We start from the raw sequence: 22,970 nt of genomic DNA on the forward strand, positions 1-22,970 counted from the left end.
TCCAAAGATTACAACCAGAAAAGGACGGATACATTTTCCGTATCCGTCCCCTCTTTAAAGAAGTAACTCTATGAAATCTATTATATACCTAACTCCGCCTTTACGTCTGATACCCATTCTTCTACGGTACCATACCATTCAATCATTTCATTTAATTTGTCTTCTTCAATTTCAGTGTCTCCCTCTAACAGCTCTTTGTGCTGCTGTAAGACATCTGCCATTTCAACCATGGTATCAATCACATCCTGGTCGTATGCATCCGGATCCGCATTGATGGCATTCGCTACTTCATTGAATGATGTGCTTGCTTTATTGAATGCATCAATTGCAGCCTGTTTATCCGTTCCCCCGCAGGCAGCCAGTGAAATGCACATAGTCAATACCACTAAACATGAAATTATTTTCTTCATTTTCATCTTCCTCCTGTCTTTTGTTTGTCATCCTTGACTTAGACATATTTTACCATTCTTTCTTATCCAACAGGAGATTCACGTCTCAAACGGCAGTAAAATGTACTGAATCGACATTCTTTTCCGACAGATTCAGGCGGAGTATAAAATACTCTTTTTCCACCGAAAATGTATATACTCCTCCATAGCGTTCCACAATGGCACAGATGCTCCGCGTCCCAATGCCATGTCCTTTTTCCTTTGAAACCGGGACTCCGTTTTCAAAGATTGGTGCTCCGGCACAGGAGTTTTTTATCTGTAAAAATACCTGCTGCTGTTTTTCATAAATCTGTACTTCTATTCTGGCTTCTTTTCCCTCTTTTTGTACTTCCCTGCAGGCATGGATGGCATTTTCCAGGGCATTAGACAATAGCACACACAAGTCAGTATCACTTATCACCGCCTTCGCTTTCATGCCACCTTCCACTTTCATTACAATTCCTTCCGCTTCTGCCCTTCCTGCAAAGGATGACAAAATCAGATTCGCAGCTTCGTTTTCACAATACTGTATCACCTTCTGCTGTTCCAGCTCATTACAGATATCAGATATATAATCCTCTGCCTTCTGTATCTGATGGTTCTCCAAACAGGCATATAGATATTGTAAATGATGACGCAGGTCATGGCGGTAGCGGCTGGCCAGATTCTGTGACTCCCGTAACGCCGTTATTTCACGCATGGACTGTGCCACCTGCATATCAAGGCTTTTTTGAATCTCCCTCATCCGGTTTTCTTCCTGTCCTTTTGTAAAGTTATACAACAGAAACACAAGATACGCTCCACAACAGATAAACGGCATAAATTCCACGACAACCGGAGCCCCACTGGACAAAAGATCTGTATACACTCTTGTCAGATAATCAAATACATAATACAGCACCGGTATCACACCAAACTGACACTGCATTTTTCTGGAATAGCAGGAAATATAACGGACTGCCGGCGTCATAAAGTGCAGCAGTCCAAACAGTAGTGGCAGGGTAATCAATAATTCCACCGCATCCAGCATCAATGCTCCTCCGCCCAAAATTTCCACTGCAAGAAGTGCCAGCCAGCGTCGTAACTGGCAGCACAGGTAGGCTGCCATCACAGAGAAAAATGGCCATAACAATTTACCGGTCAGTCCACATAACAGTAAAATCAACGGAACATGTACCAGCAGCGGATAAATCTGCCTCAAAAAGCCATCATCCCATACATAGTAAATAATCCCCTGTGCAATCGGAATCAGTGCGATGCATATCCAGAATATGATCCGGTTTTTCCGCCGGTCCAGTGCATCACAGAAGGACGCCGCCAGCACACTTCCAAAAACACTGACTGCCACATTGTTAAAAAGGGACATCCAAAGGCTCATAACGTCACCTGCCCATCTTCAAATGCATTTTTCAGAAATGCACTCTTTATTTCATTGTATTTCCCTCTTGGAATAGGAATTTCCACAAAGTTTGACATCGTAATGGTACGATAAGAAAGATTCTTTATATATTCCAGATTCACAAGATATGAACGATGTGGACGTATAAAGGTTCCATAAGGCATAAGCTGCCGGCACAGTTCATCCAGGCTGCCGCTGCATTCATATACCGTCCCATCGACAAGATGTATCAATAAAGTCCTGTGAATTACTTCACAGTATTCCAGCTGTTTTAACTCAATCCGGGCAATTCCCGTCTTACAACGCAGTACAATACTGCTGCCATGCTCTTTATCCATCTGTTCTAACACAGAATCCAGCAGATGATAGAATCCGCCCTTTTCAATCGGCTTCAACTGGTAATAATATGCTTTCACCTCATAAGACTGCACCGCAAACTCCACAGAAGAAGTAAGAAAAATAATTTTTATATTATTATCAAACTTCCGAATCTCGGATGCCGTTTGGATTCCATCTACCCCCGGCATTAAAATATCCAAAAACAAAATGTCAAAGCGGGTTCCTTTTTCCATTTCATTCAGTAAATCCAGCGGACTGTGATAGACCTTGGCATCTATTCTGTAATCACGCTCCCTGCGATACCCCTCCAGTAAGCTCTGCAGTTCTTTTAAAACCGTATCGTCATCATCGCAAAATGCTGCCTTTATCATGTTGTATCTCCCATCTATGTATCAGCTTTATCGAAATATTCTTTTCTTAAGATTTATTATAGGCAGTTTGGGAGCCGATGTCCACTGTTTGAGGGATTGGAGATTTCTATGCGAGATAAGTGAGGGAAAAGTCTTCCTGCAAAAAAAAGACGACCTTTCGCACGGTCGTCCTTTTAGGAGAAGGTATTTTTACTATGGGGTGTAGCAAAAATTATATAATGTATTGGGGGGTTTTTACGTTAATTATAGTACCATTTTCCCATTCAAAAGTGTGCACAAACTTCCAAAAAAATTCACATTCCTTTTATTCAATCTGTATAGTTCATAAATTTCATGGCGAAAATACCACTTATTTTTTGCACAAAAGAATGGCTTTTCAAGGCTTCTATTTTGGTCTGACCATTTTGCCCCTGCTTAGTCAGGATAGACGAGAAAAAAAATCTCAAGCAAGCTTGGTTTCTTTTCCTCACCCGTCACTTTTCCTCATTACTCGCGTAAAAAAAAGACAGCCACCGATCGGCTGCCCTTTTAAGGAGAAGGTATTTTTACTATGGGGTGTAGTAAAAACTATATATATAATGTATTGGGGGGTTTTTACGTTAATTATAGTATCACCTCTCCCGTTTAAAGTGTGCACAAACTTCACAAAAGTTGTGCCTACTTTTTGTATACTTTATATAGTACCTTTTTCCCATTTTCGAAAAAACTTTCTATTTGTGTTCTATTCCTCCGTTGTCTCAGTTACAACATCAGCTCCGCTCTGGAATAATGCTTCAAATTCATCTCTTCCAATCTTTTCTTTTTCCAAAAGAAGGTCTGCTGATTTATGGAGTACATCACTATTCTCCTGAATGATTGCCCTTGCTTTGGCATAGCATTCGTCAATGATACGTTTTACTTCTTCATCAATTTTGGATGCCACACCCTCGCCATAGCCTCTGGTATGTGCAAGATCTCTTCCGATAAACACTTCGTCATCATCATTGTTATAATTAATCAGTCCGACATTTTCGGAAAATCCGTACTTCGTTACCATTGCTTTGGCAAGCTCAGTTGCCTGCTTGATATCCTGTGAAGCTCCGGTTGTGATATCATCAAAAATCAACTCTTCTGCCACACGTCCACCTAAGGAAACAATTATCTGCTGCAGCATTCTTCCCTTGGTATCAAACATTTCATCACGCTCCGGCAATGGCATCGTATAGCCTGCTGCTCCACCTCCGGTTGGGATAATGGATACGGTATATACCGGTCCCACATCTGGAAGTACATGGAATAAAATCGCATGACCCGATTCGTGATATGCGGTAATCTTCTTTTCTTTCTCGGTAATAATCCGGCTCTTCTTCTCCGGACCGACACCTACTTTCAAGAAGGATTCCTTAATATCTTTCTGGATAATATAACTTCTGTTTTCTTTGGCTGCAACAATTGCCGCCTCATTTAAAAGATTCTCCAGGTCTGCTCCGGTAAAACCTGCTGTAGTCTGTGCGATCTGTTTCAAATCCACATCCTCTGCCAGGGGTTTATTCTTTGCATGTACCTTTAAGATTTCTTCTCTTCCACCAATATCCGGACGCCCCACATGTACCTTACGGTCAAATCTGCCCGGACGCATAATCGCAGGGTCTAAGATATCGACACGGTTGGTTGCTGCCATTACGATAATTCCTTCGTTGACACCAAATCCGTCCATCTCTACCAGAAGCTGGTTCAAGGTCTGCTCCCGTTCATCATGTCCTCCGCCCATACCGGTTCCTCTTCTTCTTGCCACTGCATCAATCTCGTCGATAAATACGATACATGGTGCATTTTTCTTGGCATCTTCAAAAAGATCACGTACACGGGATGCGCCGACACCAACAAACATTTCCACGAAATCAGAACCGGAAATACTAAAGAACGGAACGCCTGCTTCTCCGGCAACTGCCTTGGCAAGCAGAGTCTTACCGGTTCCGGGAGGTCCCACCAGAAGAACTCCCTTCGGGATTCTCGCTCCCAGTCTGGTATACTTTCTCGGCTCTTTTAAAAAATCTACGATTTCTTCTAATTCTTCTTTTTCTTCCCGCAGTCCTGCCACATTTTCAAAGGTTACATTGCGGTTCTCATCGGTGGTCATCTTTGCCCGGCTTTTTCCAAAATTCATCATCTTGCTGCCACCGCCACCACCTGCTGCCTGATTGTTCATAACAATCATAAACAGAATAAACATTGCTCCAAACACAAGTAAGAGCGGCAATAAATTCATCAGCCAGTTTTCTGCCGGAATATCATTCACCACATAAGAAGTAAATTTTTCCTTATCCATCAGCGATTGAGCCTCACTGACATCCAGCACATATAAGGTCTCTTCTGACTTATCCGTTTTGACAATATCCAGTCTTCCGGTTGGATAAACTCTGTTTGGCTGCACTTCTACAGATTTAATCTCATCATCAGCCAGTTCCTGTTTAAACTGGGCATAATTATAGTCATCCTGATTCAGATGCTGTCCGTCCAGTAAGAACCAGACCAAAACCACAACTACAATCAGACTGATATAAAAGCCCCATCCTCTATATGATTTCTTCACGCAAACTCCTTCCTATCCCAAATCAAGAATGCCAATGTATGGCAGATTGCGATAGCGCTGGTCATAATCAAGACCATATCCTACTACAAATTCATCCGGAATTTCAAAACCGGTATAATCTACCGCAACGTCTGTTATCCTGCGATCCGGTTTATCTAACATTGCACACAATTTTAAGCTCTTCGGTCCTCTGGCGGATAAATCATCCAGCAGATAACGCAGTGTTCTTCCTGTATCAATAATGTCTTCAATGACAATTACATTTCTACCTTCAATAGATTCTTCCAAATCTTTCTTTATGGTGATTTTTCCACTGGACACGGTTGACGCACCATAACTGGAAACGCACATAAAATCAATTGTTACCGGCACGGTAATACGCTTTGCCAGTTCACAGGTAAAGAATATACTTCCCTTCAGTATGCAGATTAAATGAACGCTTTCACCTTCATAATCCTTGCTAATTCTTTCTCCTAATTCAGCAATTTTACGATCAAGTTCTTCCTCTGAGAGTAATACACGAATCTGCTCACTCATTGTCTTCTCTTCCTCCATAATATTGTATTTCCAAAATCGTCTTCGTTGTACTGCTTACTTTGTAATATGCACTGATCCGGTATCCCACAATCCACAGGATATGAGCACCGTCTGCCACCAACGGAATCGTGTCCCGCTGCTCTTTTAAAATTTTCTCATTTACAAAATACTGTTTCAGCTTCTGTGTTCTGCCCGTCTCATCCAGCACAAAATAATCGCCCGGCTGTCTGTTCCGAATCAAAAGACTATTTTTTATTTTATCATAATCCAGCCATTTCGTATACTTTTTTTTAGAAATTCCTTCCAGTAACTCTTCCCGTTTATAAATCCGGCAGGTAAAATCCGGATGTTCTTCTATTAACATCCCACAACAACCGGATGGCTGACCGCTTTGTCGTCCGACCGGCTGACTGGAAGACTGACTGGATAGCATTCCTACCGGTTCTATAATTTTATGCTCCGGTTGTTTTTCACACTTTTGCAGACGCACACCGCCATAAGTCCGCTCTGCCACCACCTGATAAGGCAGGTTCACGCTTCTTCCCGTCTGCATGGCAAAAAGTTTCTGTACCAGTTCTACATGGGTTCTTGTAATATCTTTACTGCTTGCGGCCGTCTCACAGATACACTCCTTTATAATGCTTGTATACAGGATTTCCGGTTCTTTTAAAAGCTCCTCCGATATCAGGAAAGCCTGCGTCTTTCGGAAATCTCTTTCTACATATTGTGCCTTTTTTTCTTCTATTACAGCAGACAGATATTCCTGCGTCTTCCGGATGTCATCCCCAAGCTGTTCCATATGGGCATAAACTCCGGCATTCAGTTTCTCCAACACCGGAAGCACCTGATTACGGATCCGGTTTCTGGTATAATCCAAAGATGCATTGGTAGCATCCGTACAGTAGCTTTCACCTTTTTCTTTTAAATAATTTTCGATTTCCACCCTTGCCGTATGAAGAAGCGGACGGATGATGCCATCTCTCACCGGCGGAATTCCAGCCATGCCACGCATGCCGCTGCCCCGGATCATATTCCAGAGCATGGTCTCTGCCAGATCATTACGGTTATGGGCAACTGCAATTTTCCCCTCCGGCGCACCCAATTCTTCTAACGCTTTATGAAAACTTTCGTATCGTAAATTTCTTCCCGCCTCTTCTTCCGAATATCCATGCTGCTTTGCATATTCCGGCACATCATAATCATAGCGGAATAGCTGCACCTGATACCGCCTGCAAAGTTCCTCTACAAACGCTGCATCCTGAAGGCTTTCTTCGCCCCGGATGCCATGCTGCACATGGACTGCTGCCAGCGTAAAGGAAAGTTTTTCTTTCAATTCAAGCAGATGCAGCAGCAGGCATACGGAATCTGCACCACCGGACACTCCGGCAACCACTACATCCGACTGCTCAATCATATGATATTGTTCCAGAAAAGATTCTACACCAGGAATCATATTATTTCTCCCAAATTGCGGTAGCAAGCACCGTCATATCGTCTGCTGCCTTTCCTCCGGTAAAAAGTAACACCCGCTCCAAAATGCGTTTTGCAAGAATTGTTGCATTATTGGTCTCAATGCTTTCTATGATTTCCTGCATGGTTTCTTCCGGATTCGGCACATGTAAATATTCTAGCACACCATCTGATACCATGACAAGGAAATCTCCGTTATATAAGTCCTTTTCGCTTTTTTCCATATCCAGTTTATAAGACACGCCCACCGGAAGACTGGTGGAAATAAGACATTCCACTATGCCATTTCTCCGGATAAAGGTTGCCGCCGCTCCGATTTTATAAAAACGGCAGGTTCCGTCATATAAATCCAGTTCACTGATATCCACCGTGGAAAATAAATCCTCCTGCCCTTTCATCACCATGGCAGAATTCATCATGCGGACTGCCGTTTCCACATCAAATCCCGCCTCTAGGAATTTTTCCACCAGTTCAATAACCATTTCACTTTCCTTGCAGGCAAGACTTCCAGAACCCATGCCATCCGATAAGCACATGACCATTTTTCCACTTTCCGGCTCCAAAAAGGAAAAGTTATCCCCGGAAACTGCTGCTCCATCCTTTACCATCCGGGCTACGCCATAAATTGCCTGAAACCGCGGCTCTTCTTCATAGGTATAGAGGTTGACGCCTTTTCCAATCAGCGTCTTGGTATCCTTCTCCGGAATCATGCGCCGGTTCAGTGCTCCGGCTACTGCCTTTGTCAGTTCTCTCGTAGTGACACAGCCATCTTTTACCATGACTTTCATCACAAGCTGCCAGCGGCCGTTTTCCTTTTCCCAGAGCTGTTCATCAATCACTTTTATGCCCCGCTCCCTTGCCCGGTAAGCTATGTCCTGCAGATTTGACCGGCACTCTTCTGTAATATTTTTCTGCTTCTTTGCACAATCCTCCATGATATATGCCATGGCATCCAGCTGCTCGGCTATGACCTCACGGTTTTCTACCAGCCGGTTGTACCACGCCATATTTAAAGAAGCTTTTTCAAATATCCGAAGAGCCTCCGCCGTCATTTCCTGCATATAGGGGCAATATTCTTCCATTTTCTTTTCAATATCGCGGTTTGTCTTTCCCGCCTCCCGGATAGATTGCAGCAGTGACGACAAATAGCCGTACATGGGGCTGTCATCCTTTTCCCAGCAAAGAGCGCACTGGTCGCAGGAAACACACATTTTCCCGGTTATCTCATTTTGCATCCTGCCCATTTCCTCTGCCGAGAAACTGGTATGTTCCACATTCATCCGCCCGAATATATCTGAAAGGCTTTGAAAGGACTTTGCATAGGTCAGTAGTTTTTCTTCTTCATTACTCTTTATCTCCGGTATTGGTTGATTCACAAATGTGAATTCCAGAAAGCTATGTATGATACGGCTTAACACCATGGTGGCTGCAAATATAAAGACTCCTTCTAAGACCGCCATTTCCGCCCGCATTCCGTCTCTTACGTTTAACATTTCTCCAAATACGGATAATAAGGTTGCCGAACAGCCTGCGCCAAAGGCAGCTATCCAGGTATAGCAGCCTTTATTTACCCATTCTGCCAGCTTGATGATTACTATGGTTACCAGCAGTGTCATTACATATTTTGTCATCAGTGTCAGCGGCAGCATAAATGCCATTCCAAGAAACATTCCAATTCCCAGCAGCAGCCGTCCGCCCCGTTCCAGGTAAGCTGCCGCAAAATATGCCGGGATAAAAGGGTAGCAGCCTGCAAATCCTAATTTACACACTGCTACCCCTATAAAACATATTACCGCCTGTTTCGTTCTCAATTTCTTCATTTCCATTGTTCCTCCTTCTCCTGTCATTTGTGACAGCAGAAGCTATTATAGAAATGTTTGTCCGAAATCTTTGTCAAACCGTTGTCTCATTTCAAAAAAGTTTTCGGCAAAAAGCGGAATGGTTTGTCTATTTTAAGTTTTTCTATGGTCTTTATGTTTTCGAAGCTGTTCTACTTCTTGTCTTCCTTGAAGATAATCTCATTTTCATGGGTCAGTCCCAGCTTGCTCTTTGCCTGGTCTTCAATATATTCCTGACTCTTGGTATATTCTTCGTAATTATCCAGCTGATTCTGACGTTCTGTTTCATCTTCTAAAGATTCCGTCAGTGCCTTCTCTCTGGCAGTATACTCCTGCTCCTTCTGGTAGAGCTTAACAATCTGAACTGACATAATCACTAAGAACATTATCGCAATCAAAGAGATACAGATTCTTCCGTTTCGTTTCTGTTTTCTTTTTCTTCGACTATTTGTCATACTCATTTCCTCATCTATAGTTTACATAACACCATTCTAATAGTTTTACGGATTTTTTTCAACGTTTTTTGTAATTTTCGTAATAATCTTCTGATTTTCCCTTTCAGGAAACGTAAGGGTACTGCCACCATGCGAAATACTGCCCGCAATGGTTTCCCCACTACTTGAAACAGTTTCTTAAATACTTTTACGATTCCCTTCACCAGCCATGGACTGATGACATAATTGCATAACAGCATCCCAACGCTCATGCCCAGCATGCAAAAGCCCCGGATTGCTCCATCATTTTCCCGGCAGAGCATAATAAATATAAATATGGCACTGCCGATGCAGTACAGCATATCCTCCACTGCAACCATCCCGGTTCTATGGGGTATCAGCCTGCGCAGAATCCGAAGCAGGTCAAAGGCTAAGATTAACAGAAATCCCACCAGCATGAACCGGAGGAACCTTAAGGCTTCACCGGAAATTTCCGGGCTGATTTCTATCATTTAAACAACCTGCCTAAGAAGGATTCTCCGCCACCTTTGTGATAGGTTTCCACATCCGAATAGGTTAAGCCATCAATTTTCCCTGTGACATCCACTTCCCCCTGTTCTAAGGACAGGCGGTTTACATGAAGGTCATTTCCCTTTATCAGAAGCATTCCCTGTTCTGTTTCCAGTAAAATTTCATTTACATCAAAAGAAAGCACATCCAGCACTCCGCTGAAGTTTGCACTTTTCCGGTTTGCCAGCAATACTTTATGTGCTTTTGCTGTTTTCAATTCTTCCATTCAGTCTCATACTCCTTTACCCGAAAGTTAGTCCTTTCCAAAATATATGAGACTGTTTCTCTTTTTATGCGTTTTTACTCTTTTACAGATAGCGGAATAATTCTCCTGCCTCTTCTTTCTTGGTGGTATCTGCGATTGCAACCACTTCTACTTTCACCGTCTTCTGGCCAAACATGATTTCGATGATGTCACCTGCTTTTACATTGACGGATGCTTTCGCCGGTTTGCCATTTACGGTGACACGTCCGGCATCACAGGCTTCGTTGGCAACGGTTCTGCGTTTAATCAGGCGGGTTACCTTTAAATATTTGTCTAATCTCATTTGCTTACCTTCTTTCTTTTTGAAATTCGAAGGAGCATTGTCCATCCTTCTATGTTCCATGAAGTAAAGAAACGGAAACTGGCTTTTGTATCTAATCAGAATGCGTTGTAATTTCTGTCCTGATTTTTCCTTGATGTAAGGCTGTCTTTCCGCTTGCTTTGACGGAATGCGGCGGTTGTCCGTCTGCTGCGGATACGACCACTCGCCAGCAAGGGTGGCTAAGCATTCTGCTTAAAGAAAATGGTTATTCTGGCAACCGGCGCAAAGTCGCATCCATGCTCCAATTGCACCTCGCTGACACCTCCCTGTGTCAGCGTTGCCGGTTGCTATGCAGAATGCAAGCCACCCTAACCGTCTCGTTCATGTATCCGCATACAGGCGAACACCCACCGCATTTTGTCAAACATTGGAAAGACAGGCTCAATTAACAAAAGGAAAAATCAGGGCTGCAATTACAGCATTCTGGTTTCACAAAAACAGTTTCCGTTTCTGTGTCTTCATGCATATAGAATGATAGAAAATTCTTTTCTCCTTCGAATTTCAATAAAAAAAGGTGTAGCAAAAGCAGTTTTCTACTTTCGTTACACCTCTAATCAGAATCATTTTATCAACTTATTTATTGATTAAATCTTTTAAAGCTTTTCCTGCTTTGAACTTAGGTGCTTTAGAAGCTGGAATAACCATCTCTTTACCGCTCTGTGGGTTTCTTCCTGTTCTTTCAGCTCTTTCAGATACTTCGAAAGTACCGAATCCAACTAACTGGATTTTCTCACCTTTTTTTAATTCTTCAGCTACGATATCAGTGAAAGCTTTTAAAGCTGCCTCTGCATCTTTTTTAGATAAAGCTGTTTTTTCAGCCATAGCTGATACTAATTCTGCTTTGTTCATGTTAAAATTCCTCCTCTGGATTTTATAATTCTTCTTGAGGTCTACACTCTCCAAGATTACCTACGAATATATTTATACTTGTTTTTCCTTTATTTGTCAAGGAAAATACGGTAAATTAAGGCATACAATTTGGTCTATAACATTTTGTTGATTTTGTCCAAAACTGCTTTTCCAAGGACTTCATATTTCTGCTCTGCTTCTTCCATGGATGAACCCTTCACACCAATGTAGAATTTTACTTTCGGCTCGGTACCGGATGGTCTTACACAGAACCACGCAGCATCGTTTAATTCATAGTAAAGTACATTAGAGCTTGGAAGTCCTGTTGCTGTTACTGCTCCGGTTGCAAGGTCTGTAATGGTATCCTTCTTGTAATCACGTACTTTTTCAACTTTATAGCCACCGATTTCAGTTAAAGTTTCGCTGCGCAGTGTATCCATGATTTCCTGAATCTTAGCCAGACCCTCGATTCCCTTTAATGTAATAGACTCAACATGGTCTTTATAGTATCCATATTTTTCATACATGGCAAGCATTGCATCCCAAAGAGTCATATTCTTGGTCTTGTAATATGCAGCAGCCTCACATAACGCCATAGATGCTACCACTGCATCCTTATCTCTTGCATAGGTTCCGGTCAGGCAGCCGTAGCTTTCTTCCATACCAAAGAGGTAGGTTCCTTTTCCGGTCTTTTCGAACTCTAAGATTTTGCCACCGATAAACTTGAATCCGGTTAATACTTCGATTAACTGAATGCCATAGTATTCTGCAATGGCATCTGCCATATTGGTAGACACGATGGATTTGATAAACGCACCATCTGCCGGCAGGGAGCCGTTGATTGCTTTCTTCTGTCCGATGATATAATCACCAATCAGGCAGCCGGACATATTTCCGGTTAAGGAATGATATTCTCCCGTCTTAGAATCCTTTACATATACACCGAGACGGTCTGCATCCGGGTCAGTTGCAAGGATTAAGTCTGCATCTACTTTCCTGCCCAGTGCAAGTCCCAATGCAAATGCTTCCTCTGCCTCCGGGTTCGGATAACTTACGGTTGGGAAATCTCCATCCGGAAGCTCCTGTTCCGGAACAACATATACATTTTCAAAGCCAAGCTCTTTTAACACACGGCGGACCGGGATATTTCCTGTTCCATGTAATGGTGTGTATACAATCTTAAGGTCTTTGCCTACTGCATCAATGGCATCCTGATGTACCACAAGCTTCTTAAGTTCTGCAATATAAGCATCATCGATTGCCGCGCCGATAGTCTCATAAAGACCTGCTGCCCTGGCATCCTCTAAGGACATGGTCTTAACGGTGCTGTAATCAGTTACTTTCTTTACTTCATCCATAATTCCGGTATCATGAGGTGGTGTAATCTGTGCACCGTCCTCCCAGTATACCTTGTATCCATTGTATTCTGGCGGGTTGTGGCTTGCTGTAATATTAATTCCGGCAGTGCATCCTAATTTACGGACTGCATAAGATAATTCCGGTGTTGGTCTTAATGACTCAAATACATATGCTTTGATTCCGTTTGCTGCAAGGCAAAGTGCGGATTCATCTGCAAATTCTGGTGACATATGTCTGGAATCGAAGGCAATTGCCACACCCTTATCCTGTGCATTTACTTTTAAAATATAATTTGCAAGACCCTGTGTTGCTTTGCGGACAGTATAGATGTTCATACGGTTGGTACCGGCACCGATTACCCCACGTAATCCTGCTGTACCAAACTCAAGATCTTTATAGAAACGATCCTCAATTTCCTTGTCATTGTCTTTGATTGCCTGAAGTTCAGCCTTGGTTGCCTCATCAAAATACGCTCCCTCAAGCCATGCTTCGTAAGTTTCCTTGTAACCCATTCCTGATTTCCTCCTACTTTTCATTTATGTTGTTTACCAAAGGAACCTGCCAGTAGCAGCCTCCTTTGGATATCTCGCCCTTTCATTTTTCCCACTAATTCGTAAGACTGTTAACTACCTGATTTAATGTACTTGTCGAAGAATTATTGTTACTGGTTAATGTATCAATAATTTCACTCAATGCCTTCCTATATGCATCAGAGTCACTGGATGAACTTCCACTGGAGCTGTTCGTTCCACTGGAATTCGATGTACTGTCGGAATGCTTATGCTCCACGGTTGTGTTCTCTTCATTTCCGGCAGTTTCCGTCGATTCTGTCTCTGTACTGCCCGTATCATCACCTGACAACGCAATCTCTATCTGCGCTTCCGGCGAATTTACATATAGCCGCTTCGACCAGGTGTCATATCCATCTGCAGTAATCTGTATGGAATGGATGCCATACTGCAGCTGTAATGGCTGTGTATAATCAACCTGACTACCATCAATATACATCAAAGCGCCTGCAACATCAACCGCAAAGGTTAAAGTACAATATTTCGGATCCTCACCCTTTATGGAATCTACATCCACGGAAATCTGCTCATTTCTTGTTACAGCTACCTCTGTGGAACCGCCGTAGCCATTGCCGGCAACGGTTAATTCATAGGTTCCTTCCGGCACCTCTAACTGCATATTCTCCGTGATCTTATAATAATTCTTATGATTCAGGCTTAACCAGCCGCCCTCTAATGCCTGTGTATTTACAAGCTGGATGACTCCATGTCCTGTTGTAACGGACACTGACAGCACTTTCCGGTCAATTCCCTGTATTCTTAAGGTGTCCTGTCCGGTAACTACGGACAATTCTATGGCTGCATCTCCGGAAAACACTTGTAATTCTTCATCATAAGAATACTTTGTGTCTCCTATGGTAAATATCTTGTCTTCTTCATTATAGGAAAATTTTCCGATATCGTCCATCTCCCATGCATCTGCCGACTGCTCCACCTTTTCTAATATCAGGTCTTTGTCCCGGAGTGTTAAAGTAACCACTTTTCCCGGTACCATGGATGCTGTCGAAATCAGACTGCCATGTCTGTCTTTAAAAATTGTCCCGTCTGTATAAGAATACTGTTCATAACGTCCCGTGTCAATATTCAGAAATGTCATTGTTGAAAGTGCTGTATCAACACTACTTACCGTATACAGGCTGCTTTCCTCTGCCTGTATCTCTTCCTCCGTTGCTGCCTCAACACCTGATGCATAGCCTTTCATGCTGACAGGCCCATCGTCTTTCCTTCCACAGCCGCTCAAGGCCACAAATACTGTGAAAATAACCAAAGCCAACAGCCAGTGCTTCTCTGATTGCTTCATTTCGCACCTCTTTTTCTCCTGTATGCTCTTTTCTTCCGGCAATTGCCTGTACATGATTATACATGATTATTCCACAAAATAAAATAACATTCTTAAAAACTGCTGGCGGATTTCTTCCTGTTCGATAACCCGGTTCAACTTCTCAATGTCTCTGCCGGACACCCACGCCTTATTGGCATTAAAGTAGTGATTTGCCACTTTCCAGAACTTCTGTGGGTATGCCATCCTTACATAAAGCTGCTCCCATTCCTCTGGTAATAATTTTCGTCTTTTTTCGTAAGCTGCCAGCATATCCGTTGCCAGCCCGATATTAAAATTATGTTTTTCCATCAGTTTCCGTAAGAAATGCGCCAGATCCCCTACCAGCACATCATAATGTGCCTGTTCAAAATTTGTAATTATAATTTTACCATGGGTAAATAATACATTATGCTGGTTAAAGTCTCCATGGCAGATTCCATACATTGCTGCTTCCCGGCTCTGTTTTCCGCTCTGCCCCTGCGTTTCACCCGGATTTGGTTTCATCAGCCGATGTTCCACGTCCAGTGCCTGTTTTAAGAAAATCTCATAATTGCGCATAAATATCATTTCAAATTCATTCTTTTTATGCTTTCCATGAATATAATTGCGCACCTTTTTAAGCTCCCGGTTGTGCCGGAATACCTCCATGGCATAATCCTGTCCGCCAATTTTTAAATTTTCATCCTCCACCTTCTGCAGGACAAGATGCAGCTTTGCCAGTTCTTCTACCGCAGCAAGTACATCATCACGGCTCCTGGTCTCACACTCCCTGCCCTCCATATATTTTCTGGCATAGTACCATGTTTCATCCACCTCCTGGGCTAAAATTTCTCCTTCCCTGGTATGTATGATTTCATCTGCTTCTATTCCATTTTCTTTCAGACGGAGCAAAACATGTTCTATAGCTTCCGCTCTGCCTTTTGACCCGCGAAAAGATCCTATTATTATTTTTCCGCCCTCTGATGTCGTGCAGATATAGGTTCCCCTTCCTTTCTGGATGGCGGTTACCTCAAACGGATACTGTTCTAACAACTGGCTCGATAAATTATACACAAAAACCCCTCCATACGACGAATTCGCACAAATCTTTATGCGTCTTTCTATCATATGAAGAGGTTCTTTAAAGTATAACCTGTCAGATATTCTTTTGTATTCTTTTCCGGTTCTTCAATTACCACATCTAAAAGCTTTGCCAAAATGTTTCCTATCTGTGGACCGGGCTTCACGCCAAGTTCTATTAAGTCCCGTCCGTTAAGTGCAAGGTCTTTTAGTGTCAGACAGTCTGCATCTTTGATTATTTTATCATAAATCTTATGATATCCGTCCAATGCTTCCAGCTTTTCTTTCCTCTGATAATCACTCTGGGCTAAAATATCTGCTTTCTTCAATTCAAATATAACCGGATAGCACTCTAATCCCGCCTTCTGTATTGCCTTTCGTACGGACTCCGGTGTCAGTGCCGGGTTAATATCGTGAATTGCCACCAGCCGGCAGACCATATCAATGGTTGCATTGTCGAATTTTAATCTGCGTAAAATTGTCTTCGTCTTCTTTGCCCCCACCTGCGGATGCCCGTAGAAATGGTCAATTCCATCTTCATCTGTACTGCGGCAGTCGGGCTTTGCCACATCATGAAATAATGCTGCAAGCCGCAGCACCTTGTCTGCTTCCACACCTTTTAACACTTCAATGGTATGCTCTCCTACTGTATAACAGTGATGGGGATTATTCTGTGGTGTACGCATCATCACCGAAAATTCCGGCAGTACCACATCCGCAATTCCTGTGGCATATACAGTATGCATCTCCTCCGGATGGACTGAGGTAAGAAGCTTAACCAGTTCTACCTGAATACGCTCTGCACTGACCTTTTTTAACATCGGTGCAAGCTCCTGAATTGCTTCTGCTGTCTCTTCTTCTATATCAAAGCCCAGCTGTGCCGCAAAACGCACTGCCCGAAGCATCCTTAAAGCATCTTCCCCAAATCTCTCCTTTGGTTCTCCTACACAGCGGATGATGCCACGCTTTAAATCTCCTGCTCCGTCAAAAGCATCCACCAGTCCCCGCTGTTCATTATATGCCATGGCATTAATGGTAAAATCCCTGCGTTTTAAATCCTCTAAAAGATTATCTGTATAGGTTACTTCCTTCGGATGTCTGGCATCCTCATATTCGCCATCAATCCGGTAAGTTGTCACCTCATACCCTTTTTTATCCAGCATTACCGTTACCGTTCCATGCTCAATTCCAGTATCAATGGTGCGCCCAAAAATTTCTTTTACGTCTTCCGGATAAGCAGAAGTGGTAATATCCCAGTCCTGAGGCACACGTTGAAGGAGGGTGTCTCTGACACACCCTCCTACTGCATATCCTTCAAAGCCTGCTTCCTGCAGCTTCTCAATTATAAACTTAACATGCTCTGGAAGCTTCATTACCATACGTTTTCCCGTTTCCTTTGCTTTACTTCTGTTCCTGTTCTTCAAAGAACTTATACGTTCCTTTGGATTCTGCTTTTACTGCATACAGAAGATCATCTGCCACTTTAATCATTTCATCAATGTCTTCTGCCTTCTTTACCTGATTGGAAGAAATAATACCAATAGAGCAGGAAAGTAATTTCTTATCATCAATCTCAACCGGCTGTCCGATTTCTTTTGCAATCAGTTCCCTGAACCCATCCTGTTTCTTAATCTCTTTATAGATAGCCTTTGCGGTAGCCTCTAAGGTCTTTTTTTCTCCGGTGTAGAGGAAAATAATAAATTCATCACCACCGAAACGTGTCACAAAGCCCTTGTCCCTGCAGACCCTGCTGAAGATATTTGCCATGGACTTAAGCAGCAAATCTCCCACATCATGTCCAAAGGTATCATTATATCCTTTGAAATTATCCAGATCGATAAACATAATACCAAAATCATGCTTCATGTGGCCCTTTTTAATCTTCCGGATAATTTCCTCGATGTTCTGATAGAATCCCTTCCTGTTGAAAATTCCTGTCAGCTGGTCGGTTACTGCAGATTTATACAATGCAGTATTCATTTCGTAGAGCTTCTCATATGCATAGAGACGATTCAGTGCATACTGCACTTCCCGGAACAAAAGCTCATAAATCCGCATATCACTCTCATCTAACATATAGCGGCTGACGGAAGAATGCCAGTTATCCTTCATCAGAATATATGCTATCATAATGCTTGTTACTTTTCCATTGTCAAAGAATGGAATAGCAACAAGGGAGCATACATTATCTTCACCAAACAGTTTGACCACATTCAGATGTTCCGAATAGTTACTGCTGATTTTCGATACAACAAACCCTCTCTGTGTCTTTTCGAACACTTCCTTTAAATACTTCTGCTCCTTCATAGAAAAACTGGCTTCTGTATTATCATAAAGTACCTTTGGTTTTCTTCCATGATACTGTATATATAATGCCCGGTCCAAATTAAAGTGATACAGGAATGTCCGCATCACATTCTCTACCATTACTTCTGCCGAAACATCCGTCACATCAATGGTCTTCTGCCATGTCGACAGAAAATCCATCTGACGGCGTTCCTGCTTGTAAGCACGGTTTATGCTTTCCTGCTTCAGCTGCATTTCCATCTCCTGAGAAGATATCACATGAAGAGGTTCTTCTGATAAATACTGTTCTAATGGCTCTAATACCTTAATTTCTTCATCTGTGAGAGAATGGGTATTATCCTCAAGATATTGTTTTAAGATTGCCTCTTCATTGCTCTTAAGTTCCATTCTTCCTGTCTGCCCATAAAAGCGGATCCTGTCCTTACGGAACAGCTGATAACAGAAGAACTGGTTTCCCTCAGTCCGCACCAGATGTGTCTCTGCACAATTAAAATCTTCAAATGCTGACGAATCATTACCAGAATCCATTTCAAGTAATGCCCGTGTGAAATGATAAAGGAACATATCATCATCACAACGTGCATAATCGTGGATGATTCCCACATCATTCTGAAGCTTTTCTTTTTCAATTATGTAATTTAAGAACTGTTTGCAGTTATTGAGGTATTGTTCACAGTTGAAGCGGTTGCCAAGTTTCTGGCTGCACAGTGCCAGAAGTCCATACAATTTACTTAAATTACAGACCCTCAGACTATTTAAATGCAGACGTTCAATGGCCTTCATACAGCGCATCAGATATTCATTGGCTTCCTTGAATTCTTCTGCTGCAATACAGTTAATTGCCATATTGTAATATACTTCCGCAATATCCTCCGGCAATTCCAGATTATATAAAATTTCTACTGCTTTCTGAAAATAACGCTTTGCAAGATCATTCTGTCTTAATGCCGTTAAGGTATAACCGATTCCCGAGAAAATACGTCCACTTTCCACAGAACGTTTGTTGTCCAGTGCTTCGAAAGTTCTTACCGAATACAGCAATGAAATCGGATACATACCGTTGGTAGACGCCAGCATAATATTCTTCTGGTATGCATTGTAAATAAGCTGTGTATTGCCAATTTCTGTTGCCAGTCTGATTCCCTTACTGAAATAAATAAGCTGGGATTCGGAATAATATGCCTTTGCTACAATCTCCGGCTTATTGTCATAGGCATACACATAAATGTACGCCAGATGATTCCGGTAGTCATATTTTATTAATTTTTCAATCATGGCATCGCTGACTTCCACGTTCTGTGCACAAAAGAAAATATTATTCCAGCCTGCCATCTTCGCCTGTATTTCTACCAGCTCTGCTTCAAACTGACCGCGCTCCATGCCACCTTCTGTTGCAATACTTTTTGCAACACCTGCACATTCAGTGGCTTCCTGCAGTTTTGACTGATACATATAAATTACAGAGCGGAGATAATATGCATAAAAACGCATCCTGCGGTTCTTTTTCTTCTCTGCAAGCTGTAAGATACCCTCACTTATTTCCAGTGCTTTTGGCAAATCCCTCATATATACCGATACATATGCATAGAACTGCCAGAGTTCGTATTTCACTTCATCCGATACTGTAAAATTATCAAATCTGATTCTGCGGTCTACTTTTTCCAGATAAAACAACGCCTGTTCAAAATCCATGAAAAAAACAAGATTCTGCAATGTTCTGATATCATCTGCAATACTTTCTGCTGTAATAACCTCATCTCTTTGTTCCCGGGATTCTCCGGCATTTCCAATGCGGAATATTGCGACATTATTGTCCAATTCCTCCGTTACGCTTTCCCAGCCCGGCAGCATATATTCCGGCAGCCGCTGCTGCTCATTCATGCCGAGAACGATTCCGATATTCTCTGTATGCTCTGCCTTTAACAGTTCATAGACTATTTCTATGGTTCCCATTCCGGCAAACTGCATGCGGTTAATCCAAAGCATAAACGGCTGTATCTTAGAAACTTCAACAAGCATTGCCACAATAGCATCATGCATCCGCTCCCGCTCATAGTCAACTTCTGTATACAATAAACTCTCTTTCCGGATACATTTTCCGGTCTCCCGGTATGCTGCAATAATTGGACGCTGCAGGGAATAGACATTACACTTGTCCAGGAATTCATCAAATGTCATCTCCTTCTGCTGGTCGAAAAGTTCCAAAATCAAATCCAGAAACGGCTCATATGCTCCCGATAATTTCTCTGCCCGGAATTCGTGGGCTACAAAATGAACCTCTTTATTATTCGTTATCTGCTCTGATATTTCCAACTGCTTTAATGAAAAATCATTGCTGTATTTTGCCAGAACAATGTTGTGTTCTTTCTTTCCAATCTGTGCAAAAACCTGTTCCAGAATACTGTTATAATATTTTTGAATCATCTGTTTCCCCCTTCAGAAATATTCAAAAAGGCTCTGAAAATATATGATAATTCCCTGTTATCATATACCTCCCTTTCTCTTTCTGTAATAACCTGTCTGGTATTTATAATTTATATATTAGTATAGTCCTCAAACCCACGGATTGTCAATGTTTGTTGCGACTTTTTGGGGGCTTTTTGAAGGGAGTTTTCACACTTTTCCGATACCATTTATTTTCATTAAAATACTGCAGTTTTATAATGCATGTATTGGTAATTGCAGAAATTTTAATGCAGCTCTTGCTGCAATCTCCGTTGGGTCAACTATATTTTCTCTGATTCCTGCCAAGGAAAAAGCAATTGGTAATTCAGTACATCCCAGAATCACACTTTGCGCACCCTGTTTAATCAAGGATTTTAAAATATCGTCAAGTCCGTACTTTTCTACATCCTTTTTTCCAGCTTTAATACATTGATAGATTACTGCCATAATTTTCTGTTGCTGCTCTGCATCCGGATAAATCGTTTTGATTCCCTGTGCCCGAAGCTCTTTCTCATAAACCCCACTCTTTATCACGCCATCCGTAGCCAATACGGCTGCACATGATATATTCTGCTCTTTTAAAGCTTTTACTGTCTCGCGGGGCATATGCAATATCGGGATATCAGTAAATATTTTTAACCGATCATAAAAAAAATGTGCTGTGTTACAAGGTATCATCAATAAATCTGCTCCCATATTTTGCAGACTTACTGCACTTTTTACCATCTCTGGTATAGGATCCTCTCCCTTTTCAAGAATAGCTTTCGTTCTATCCGGAATATTCGTGTTACAATCAACACAAACATGCACATAGTTCTGATCGCAGTCTGCATCTGACACTTCAAAAATCTTTTTCATTAAATCGCAGGTAGCCATCGGTCCCATGCCACCAATAATACCTATTGTTTTTTTCAATTCCGTTCCTTCTTCCTCAGGTCATGTGTCAAAGCTCAGAAAGCCCGGAAATCATTATCATTTCCAGGCTTTCCTTGTAATGTACTTCAAATTTTCCATCAAAATCTGACATGCTGTATGTTTACATCATTTTTTAAGTTTTTTAATACTCTACCTTCCACATATAGCGTCGTGTTGTCAGTGGATGCTGTCTCTCCTCAGCCAAAGCCTTATTATAAACCGGATATACATTTGTGAATAAGGAATGGTTAAAATAGTCTACGACTGATGCATCAATTGTAGACAGCCCTAAATCCTTTGCATCAATTACTTCAATCCGTTTTGCATAAGTCTTCAAAAACTTCAATGCACGTTCATCCAACGGTCGATTGGTTCCCTCAGAAACCTGAAGCACAAATGGTACTTCTTTATCTGTAATTTCGAAAGGTCCATGGAAAAATTCCCCACTGTGAATACTAGAAGAATGAATCCACTGCATTTCCATAAAAATACATATACTTTGCATATATGCTGCACCATAACCCGCTCCGCTTGCCATAGTATAAATAATTTTATCATCTTTATATTCCTTGGCAAACAGTTCAGCCCGTTTTTCCACATGCTTACATGCATGTTTCACAATACCATCAATACGTCCAACACCATCCATAAATTCTTCATAATGCTCATACCCTTCTGTCTGATTCAACAGTTCCACTGCCACCAGAAGTGCACAGATAATTTTTTCACCAGCAATATCCTTATTATCTCCAAAAGTATAATTGATAATATAATCACCAAATGGGGTAATCTCTGATTCCTCTTTCCATGTCAGAATAATTACAGCTGCACCTTTTTCCTTTGCCAGCTTCGCTGCATTAATTGTTTCCGGTGTATTTCCCTTATGGCACGATAAACACACGATTACATTTTTTCCCAAATCCTTCGGAGTACTATATACAAATTCATTACTATTAATTAGTGCTGACTTAATATTTGCACATTCTCTTTCCATAAATGTTTTCGCTGGATAAAGTGCTCCATTAGAACCACCGCATCCCACAAAATATAATGCTTTAATACCACCTTCTTCTTTTCTGCTTTCTAAAATTTCTGTAATTACATTCTTGATTTCTGTTGGCTTCATTGATAATCCTCCCATAAATATTTTTAATAAATTGTTGTTATATTATTCTGCAAGCATTGGTCTCGCTAATTTCTGAATATATGAAATTTCTTCCTGGCTCAGTTTACAATACTCACTATTATCCATACTACATCCGGCATCCTGCACATACATCATTTTGGTATCCTTTTCTACAATGGTAAAAAACCAACGCTCTTTCGGTACATTGTACAATGTTCCTTTCTCCACCGGAGTTAATTCAATATTAAACTTTCCATCTTTTCTGTCCGCTGTAATAATAATACATTTCCCAGAAATCAAAATGAATTGTTCATCTGTCGTATGATGTATCTCTAAATGCTCTAACCCATCAATGTCATTATTCGGTTTCCAATTTTTGATACAAACAACCCATTTTTCATTCCGATATGCACATTCTATTCCTTCTCCATCATACCTGTAACTTGTCGGCTTTATATCCATATAGCGTTCCTCC

At 41.7% G+C, this 22,970-nt stretch carries 20 protein-coding genes; all 20 read right to left on the reverse strand.

Going from position 1 to position 22,970, the window contains the following annotated elements; translation table 11 throughout:
• Positions 1 to 80: 80 nt before the first annotated feature.
• Positions 81 to 410: an LptM family lipoprotein gene (locus DXB43_RS06695; protein ID WP_117697705.1), complete on the reverse strand. Its 330-nt coding sequence runs from the start codon at positions 408 to 410 to the stop codon at positions 81 to 83.
• An 85-nt stretch (positions 411 to 495) separates the two neighbouring features.
• A complete protein-coding gene (locus tag DXB43_RS06700) occupies positions 496 to 1,806 on the reverse strand; it encodes a sensor histidine kinase (RefSeq protein WP_117947135.1) in 1,311 nt (436 codons plus the stop codon).
• Complete coding sequence (locus DXB43_RS06705) at positions 1,803 to 2,537, reverse strand: LytR/AlgR family response regulator transcription factor (RefSeq protein ID WP_117947136.1); 735 nt, start codon at positions 2,535 to 2,537, stop codon at positions 1,803 to 1,805. Before DXB43_RS06705 ends, DXB43_RS06700 begins: the two co-directional genes overlap by 4 nt.
• 721 nt (positions 2,538 to 3,258) lie before the next feature.
• Entirely contained in the window at positions 3,259 to 5,109 is a 1,851-nt protein-coding gene (ftsH, locus tag DXB43_RS06710) for an ATP-dependent zinc metalloprotease FtsH (protein WP_022242335.1), read from the reverse strand.
• 12 nt (positions 5,110 to 5,121) lie between these two features.
• Positions 5,122 to 5,646 carry a hypoxanthine phosphoribosyltransferase gene (gene hpt, locus DXB43_RS06715; RefSeq protein ID WP_022242336.1) on the reverse strand — a complete coding sequence of 175 codons (525 nt, stop codon included), beginning with the start codon at positions 5,644 to 5,646 and terminating at the stop codon, positions 5,122 to 5,124.
• The gene (gene tilS / locus DXB43_RS06720) at positions 5,639 to 7,099 is read right to left on the reverse strand and encodes a tRNA lysidine(34) synthetase TilS (RefSeq protein WP_117947137.1); all 1,461 of its coding nucleotides are present in this window, start codon (positions 7,097 to 7,099) and stop codon (positions 5,639 to 5,641) included. Before tilS ends, hpt begins: the two co-directional genes overlap by 8 nt.
• Before the next feature lies 1 nt (position 7,100).
• Positions 7,101 to 8,936 (reverse strand): SpoIIE family protein phosphatase, encoded by a 1,836-nt coding sequence (locus DXB43_RS06725; RefSeq protein ID WP_243006648.1) that lies wholly within the window; start codon positions 8,934 to 8,936, stop codon positions 7,101 to 7,103.
• Positions 8,937 to 9,106: 170 nt separating this feature from the next.
• Positions 9,107 to 9,409, reverse strand: a complete 303-nt coding sequence (locus DXB43_RS06730) for a septum formation initiator family protein (protein ID WP_022242339.1) — start codon at positions 9,407 to 9,409, stop codon at positions 9,107 to 9,109.
• A 14-nt stretch (positions 9,410 to 9,423) separates the two neighbouring features.
• The gene (yabQ, locus tag DXB43_RS06735) at positions 9,424 to 9,900 is read right to left on the reverse strand and encodes a spore cortex biosynthesis protein YabQ (protein ID WP_117947139.1); all 477 of its coding nucleotides are present in this window, start codon (positions 9,898 to 9,900) and stop codon (positions 9,424 to 9,426) included.
• Positions 9,897 to 10,184 (reverse strand): sporulation protein YabP, encoded by a 288-nt coding sequence (gene yabP / locus DXB43_RS06740; protein ID WP_022242341.1) that lies wholly within the window; start codon positions 10,182 to 10,184, stop codon positions 9,897 to 9,899. Before yabP ends, yabQ begins: the two co-directional genes overlap by 4 nt.
• A gap of 82 nt (positions 10,185 to 10,266) precedes the next feature.
• Positions 10,267 to 10,506, reverse strand: a complete 240-nt coding sequence (locus tag DXB43_RS06745) for an RNA-binding S4 domain-containing protein (RefSeq protein WP_022242342.1) — start codon at positions 10,504 to 10,506, stop codon at positions 10,267 to 10,269.
• 612 nt (positions 10,507 to 11,118) lie between these two features.
• Positions 11,119 to 11,394: an HU family DNA-binding protein gene (locus DXB43_RS06750; RefSeq protein ID WP_022242343.1), complete on the reverse strand. Its 276-nt coding sequence runs from the start codon at positions 11,392 to 11,394 to the stop codon at positions 11,119 to 11,121.
• 134 nt (positions 11,395 to 11,528) lie between these two features.
• Complete coding sequence (locus DXB43_RS06755) at positions 11,529 to 13,265, reverse strand: phospho-sugar mutase (RefSeq protein WP_117697716.1); 1,737 nt, start codon at positions 13,263 to 13,265, stop codon at positions 11,529 to 11,531.
• A 94-nt stretch (positions 13,266 to 13,359) separates the two neighbouring features.
• Entirely contained in the window at positions 13,360 to 14,622 is a 1,263-nt protein-coding gene (locus DXB43_RS06760) for a hypothetical protein (protein ID WP_117947140.1), read from the reverse strand.
• Positions 14,623 to 14,688: 66 nt separating this feature from the next.
• Positions 14,689 to 15,696: a phosphotransferase gene (locus tag DXB43_RS06765; RefSeq protein WP_158567201.1), complete on the reverse strand. Its 1,008-nt coding sequence runs from the start codon at positions 15,694 to 15,696 to the stop codon at positions 14,689 to 14,691.
• Positions 15,697 to 15,746: 50 nt separating this feature from the next.
• On the reverse strand, positions 15,747 to 17,081 hold the full coding sequence (locus DXB43_RS06770; protein WP_117947239.1) for a CCA tRNA nucleotidyltransferase: 1,335 nt from the start codon (positions 17,079 to 17,081) through the stop codon (positions 15,747 to 15,749).
• Between the two features lie 22 nt (positions 17,082 to 17,103).
• The gene (locus tag DXB43_RS06775) at positions 17,104 to 20,433 is read right to left on the reverse strand and encodes a tetratricopeptide repeat-containing diguanylate cyclase (protein WP_117947142.1); all 3,330 of its coding nucleotides are present in this window, start codon (positions 20,431 to 20,433) and stop codon (positions 17,104 to 17,106) included.
• A 234-nt stretch (positions 20,434 to 20,667) separates the two neighbouring features.
• Positions 20,668 to 21,369 (reverse strand): aspartate/glutamate racemase family protein, encoded by a 702-nt coding sequence (locus DXB43_RS06780; RefSeq protein WP_117947143.1) that lies wholly within the window; start codon positions 21,367 to 21,369, stop codon positions 20,668 to 20,670.
• 142 nt (positions 21,370 to 21,511) lie between these two features.
• Complete coding sequence (locus DXB43_RS06785) at positions 21,512 to 22,495, reverse strand: SIS domain-containing protein (RefSeq protein ID WP_117697731.1); 984 nt, start codon at positions 22,493 to 22,495, stop codon at positions 21,512 to 21,514.
• 42 nt (positions 22,496 to 22,537) lie between these two features.
• The gene (locus DXB43_RS06790; RefSeq protein ID WP_199535027.1) at positions 22,538 to 22,957 is read right to left on the reverse strand and encodes a cupin; all 420 of its coding nucleotides are present in this window, start codon (positions 22,955 to 22,957) and stop codon (positions 22,538 to 22,540) included.
• Positions 22,958 to 22,970 lie beyond the last annotated feature (13 nt).

The organism is Roseburia sp. OM04-10BH, assembly GCF_003462605.1.
Classification (GTDB): Bacteria; Bacillota; Clostridia; order Lachnospirales; family Lachnospiraceae; genus Roseburia_C; species Roseburia_C amylophila.

What these genes read in the sequence shown, in the direction of transcription:
- DXB43_RS06695 (WP_117697705.1), bottom strand. Translation starts at nt 410, where the DNA reads ATGAAGAAAATAATTTCATGTTTAGTGGTATTGACTATGTGCATTTCA.
- DXB43_RS06700 (WP_117947135.1), bottom strand. Translation starts at nt 1,806, where the DNA reads ATGAGCCTTTGGATGTCCCTTTTTAACAATGTGGCAGTCAGTGTTTTT.
- DXB43_RS06705 (WP_117947136.1), bottom strand. Translation starts at nt 2,537, where the DNA reads ATGATAAAGGCAGCATTTTGCGATGATGACGATACGGTTTTAAAAGAA.
- hpt (WP_022242336.1), bottom strand. Translation starts at nt 5,646, where the DNA reads ATGAGTGAGCAGATTCGTGTATTACTCTCAGAGGAAGAACTTGATCGT.
- tilS (WP_117947137.1), bottom strand. Translation starts at nt 7,099, where the DNA reads ATGATTCCTGGTGTAGAATCTTTTCTGGAACAATATCATATGATTGAG.
- DXB43_RS06725 (WP_243006648.1), bottom strand. Translation starts at nt 8,936, where the DNA reads ATGAAGAAATTGAGAACGAAACAGGCGGTAATATGTTTTATAGGGGTA.
- DXB43_RS06730 (WP_022242339.1), bottom strand. Translation starts at nt 9,409, where the DNA reads ATGACAAATAGTCGAAGAAAAAGAAAACAGAAACGAAACGGAAGAATC.
- yabQ (WP_117947139.1), bottom strand. Translation starts at nt 9,900, where the DNA reads ATGATAGAAATCAGCCCGGAAATTTCCGGTGAAGCCTTAAGGTTCCTC.
- yabP (WP_022242341.1), bottom strand. Translation starts at nt 10,184, where the DNA reads ATGGAAGAATTGAAAACAGCAAAAGCACATAAAGTATTGCTGGCAAAC.
- DXB43_RS06745 (WP_022242342.1), bottom strand. Translation starts at nt 10,506, where the DNA reads ATGAGATTAGACAAATATTTAAAGGTAACCCGCCTGATTAAACGCAGA.
- DXB43_RS06750 (WP_022242343.1), bottom strand. Translation starts at nt 11,394, where the DNA reads ATGAACAAAGCAGAATTAGTATCAGCTATGGCTGAAAAAACAGCTTTA.
- DXB43_RS06755 (WP_117697716.1), bottom strand. Translation starts at nt 13,265, where the DNA reads ATGGGTTACAAGGAAACTTACGAAGCATGGCTTGAGGGAGCGTATTTT.
- DXB43_RS06760 (WP_117947140.1), bottom strand. Translation starts at nt 14,622, where the DNA reads ATGAAGCAATCAGAGAAGCACTGGCTGTTGGCTTTGGTTATTTTCACA.
- DXB43_RS06770 (WP_117947239.1), bottom strand. Translation starts at nt 17,081, where the DNA reads ATGGTAATGAAGCTTCCAGAGCATGTTAAGTTTATAATTGAGAAGCTG.
- DXB43_RS06775 (WP_117947142.1), bottom strand. Translation starts at nt 20,433, where the DNA reads ATGATTCAAAAATATTATAACAGTATTCTGGAACAGGTTTTTGCACAG.
- DXB43_RS06785 (WP_117697731.1), bottom strand. Translation starts at nt 22,495, where the DNA reads ATGAAGCCAACAGAAATCAAGAATGTAATTACAGAAATTTTAGAAAGC.
- DXB43_RS06790 (WP_199535027.1), bottom strand. Translation starts at nt 22,957, where the DNA reads ATGGATATAAAGCCGACAAGTTACAGGTATGATGGAGAAGGAATAGAA.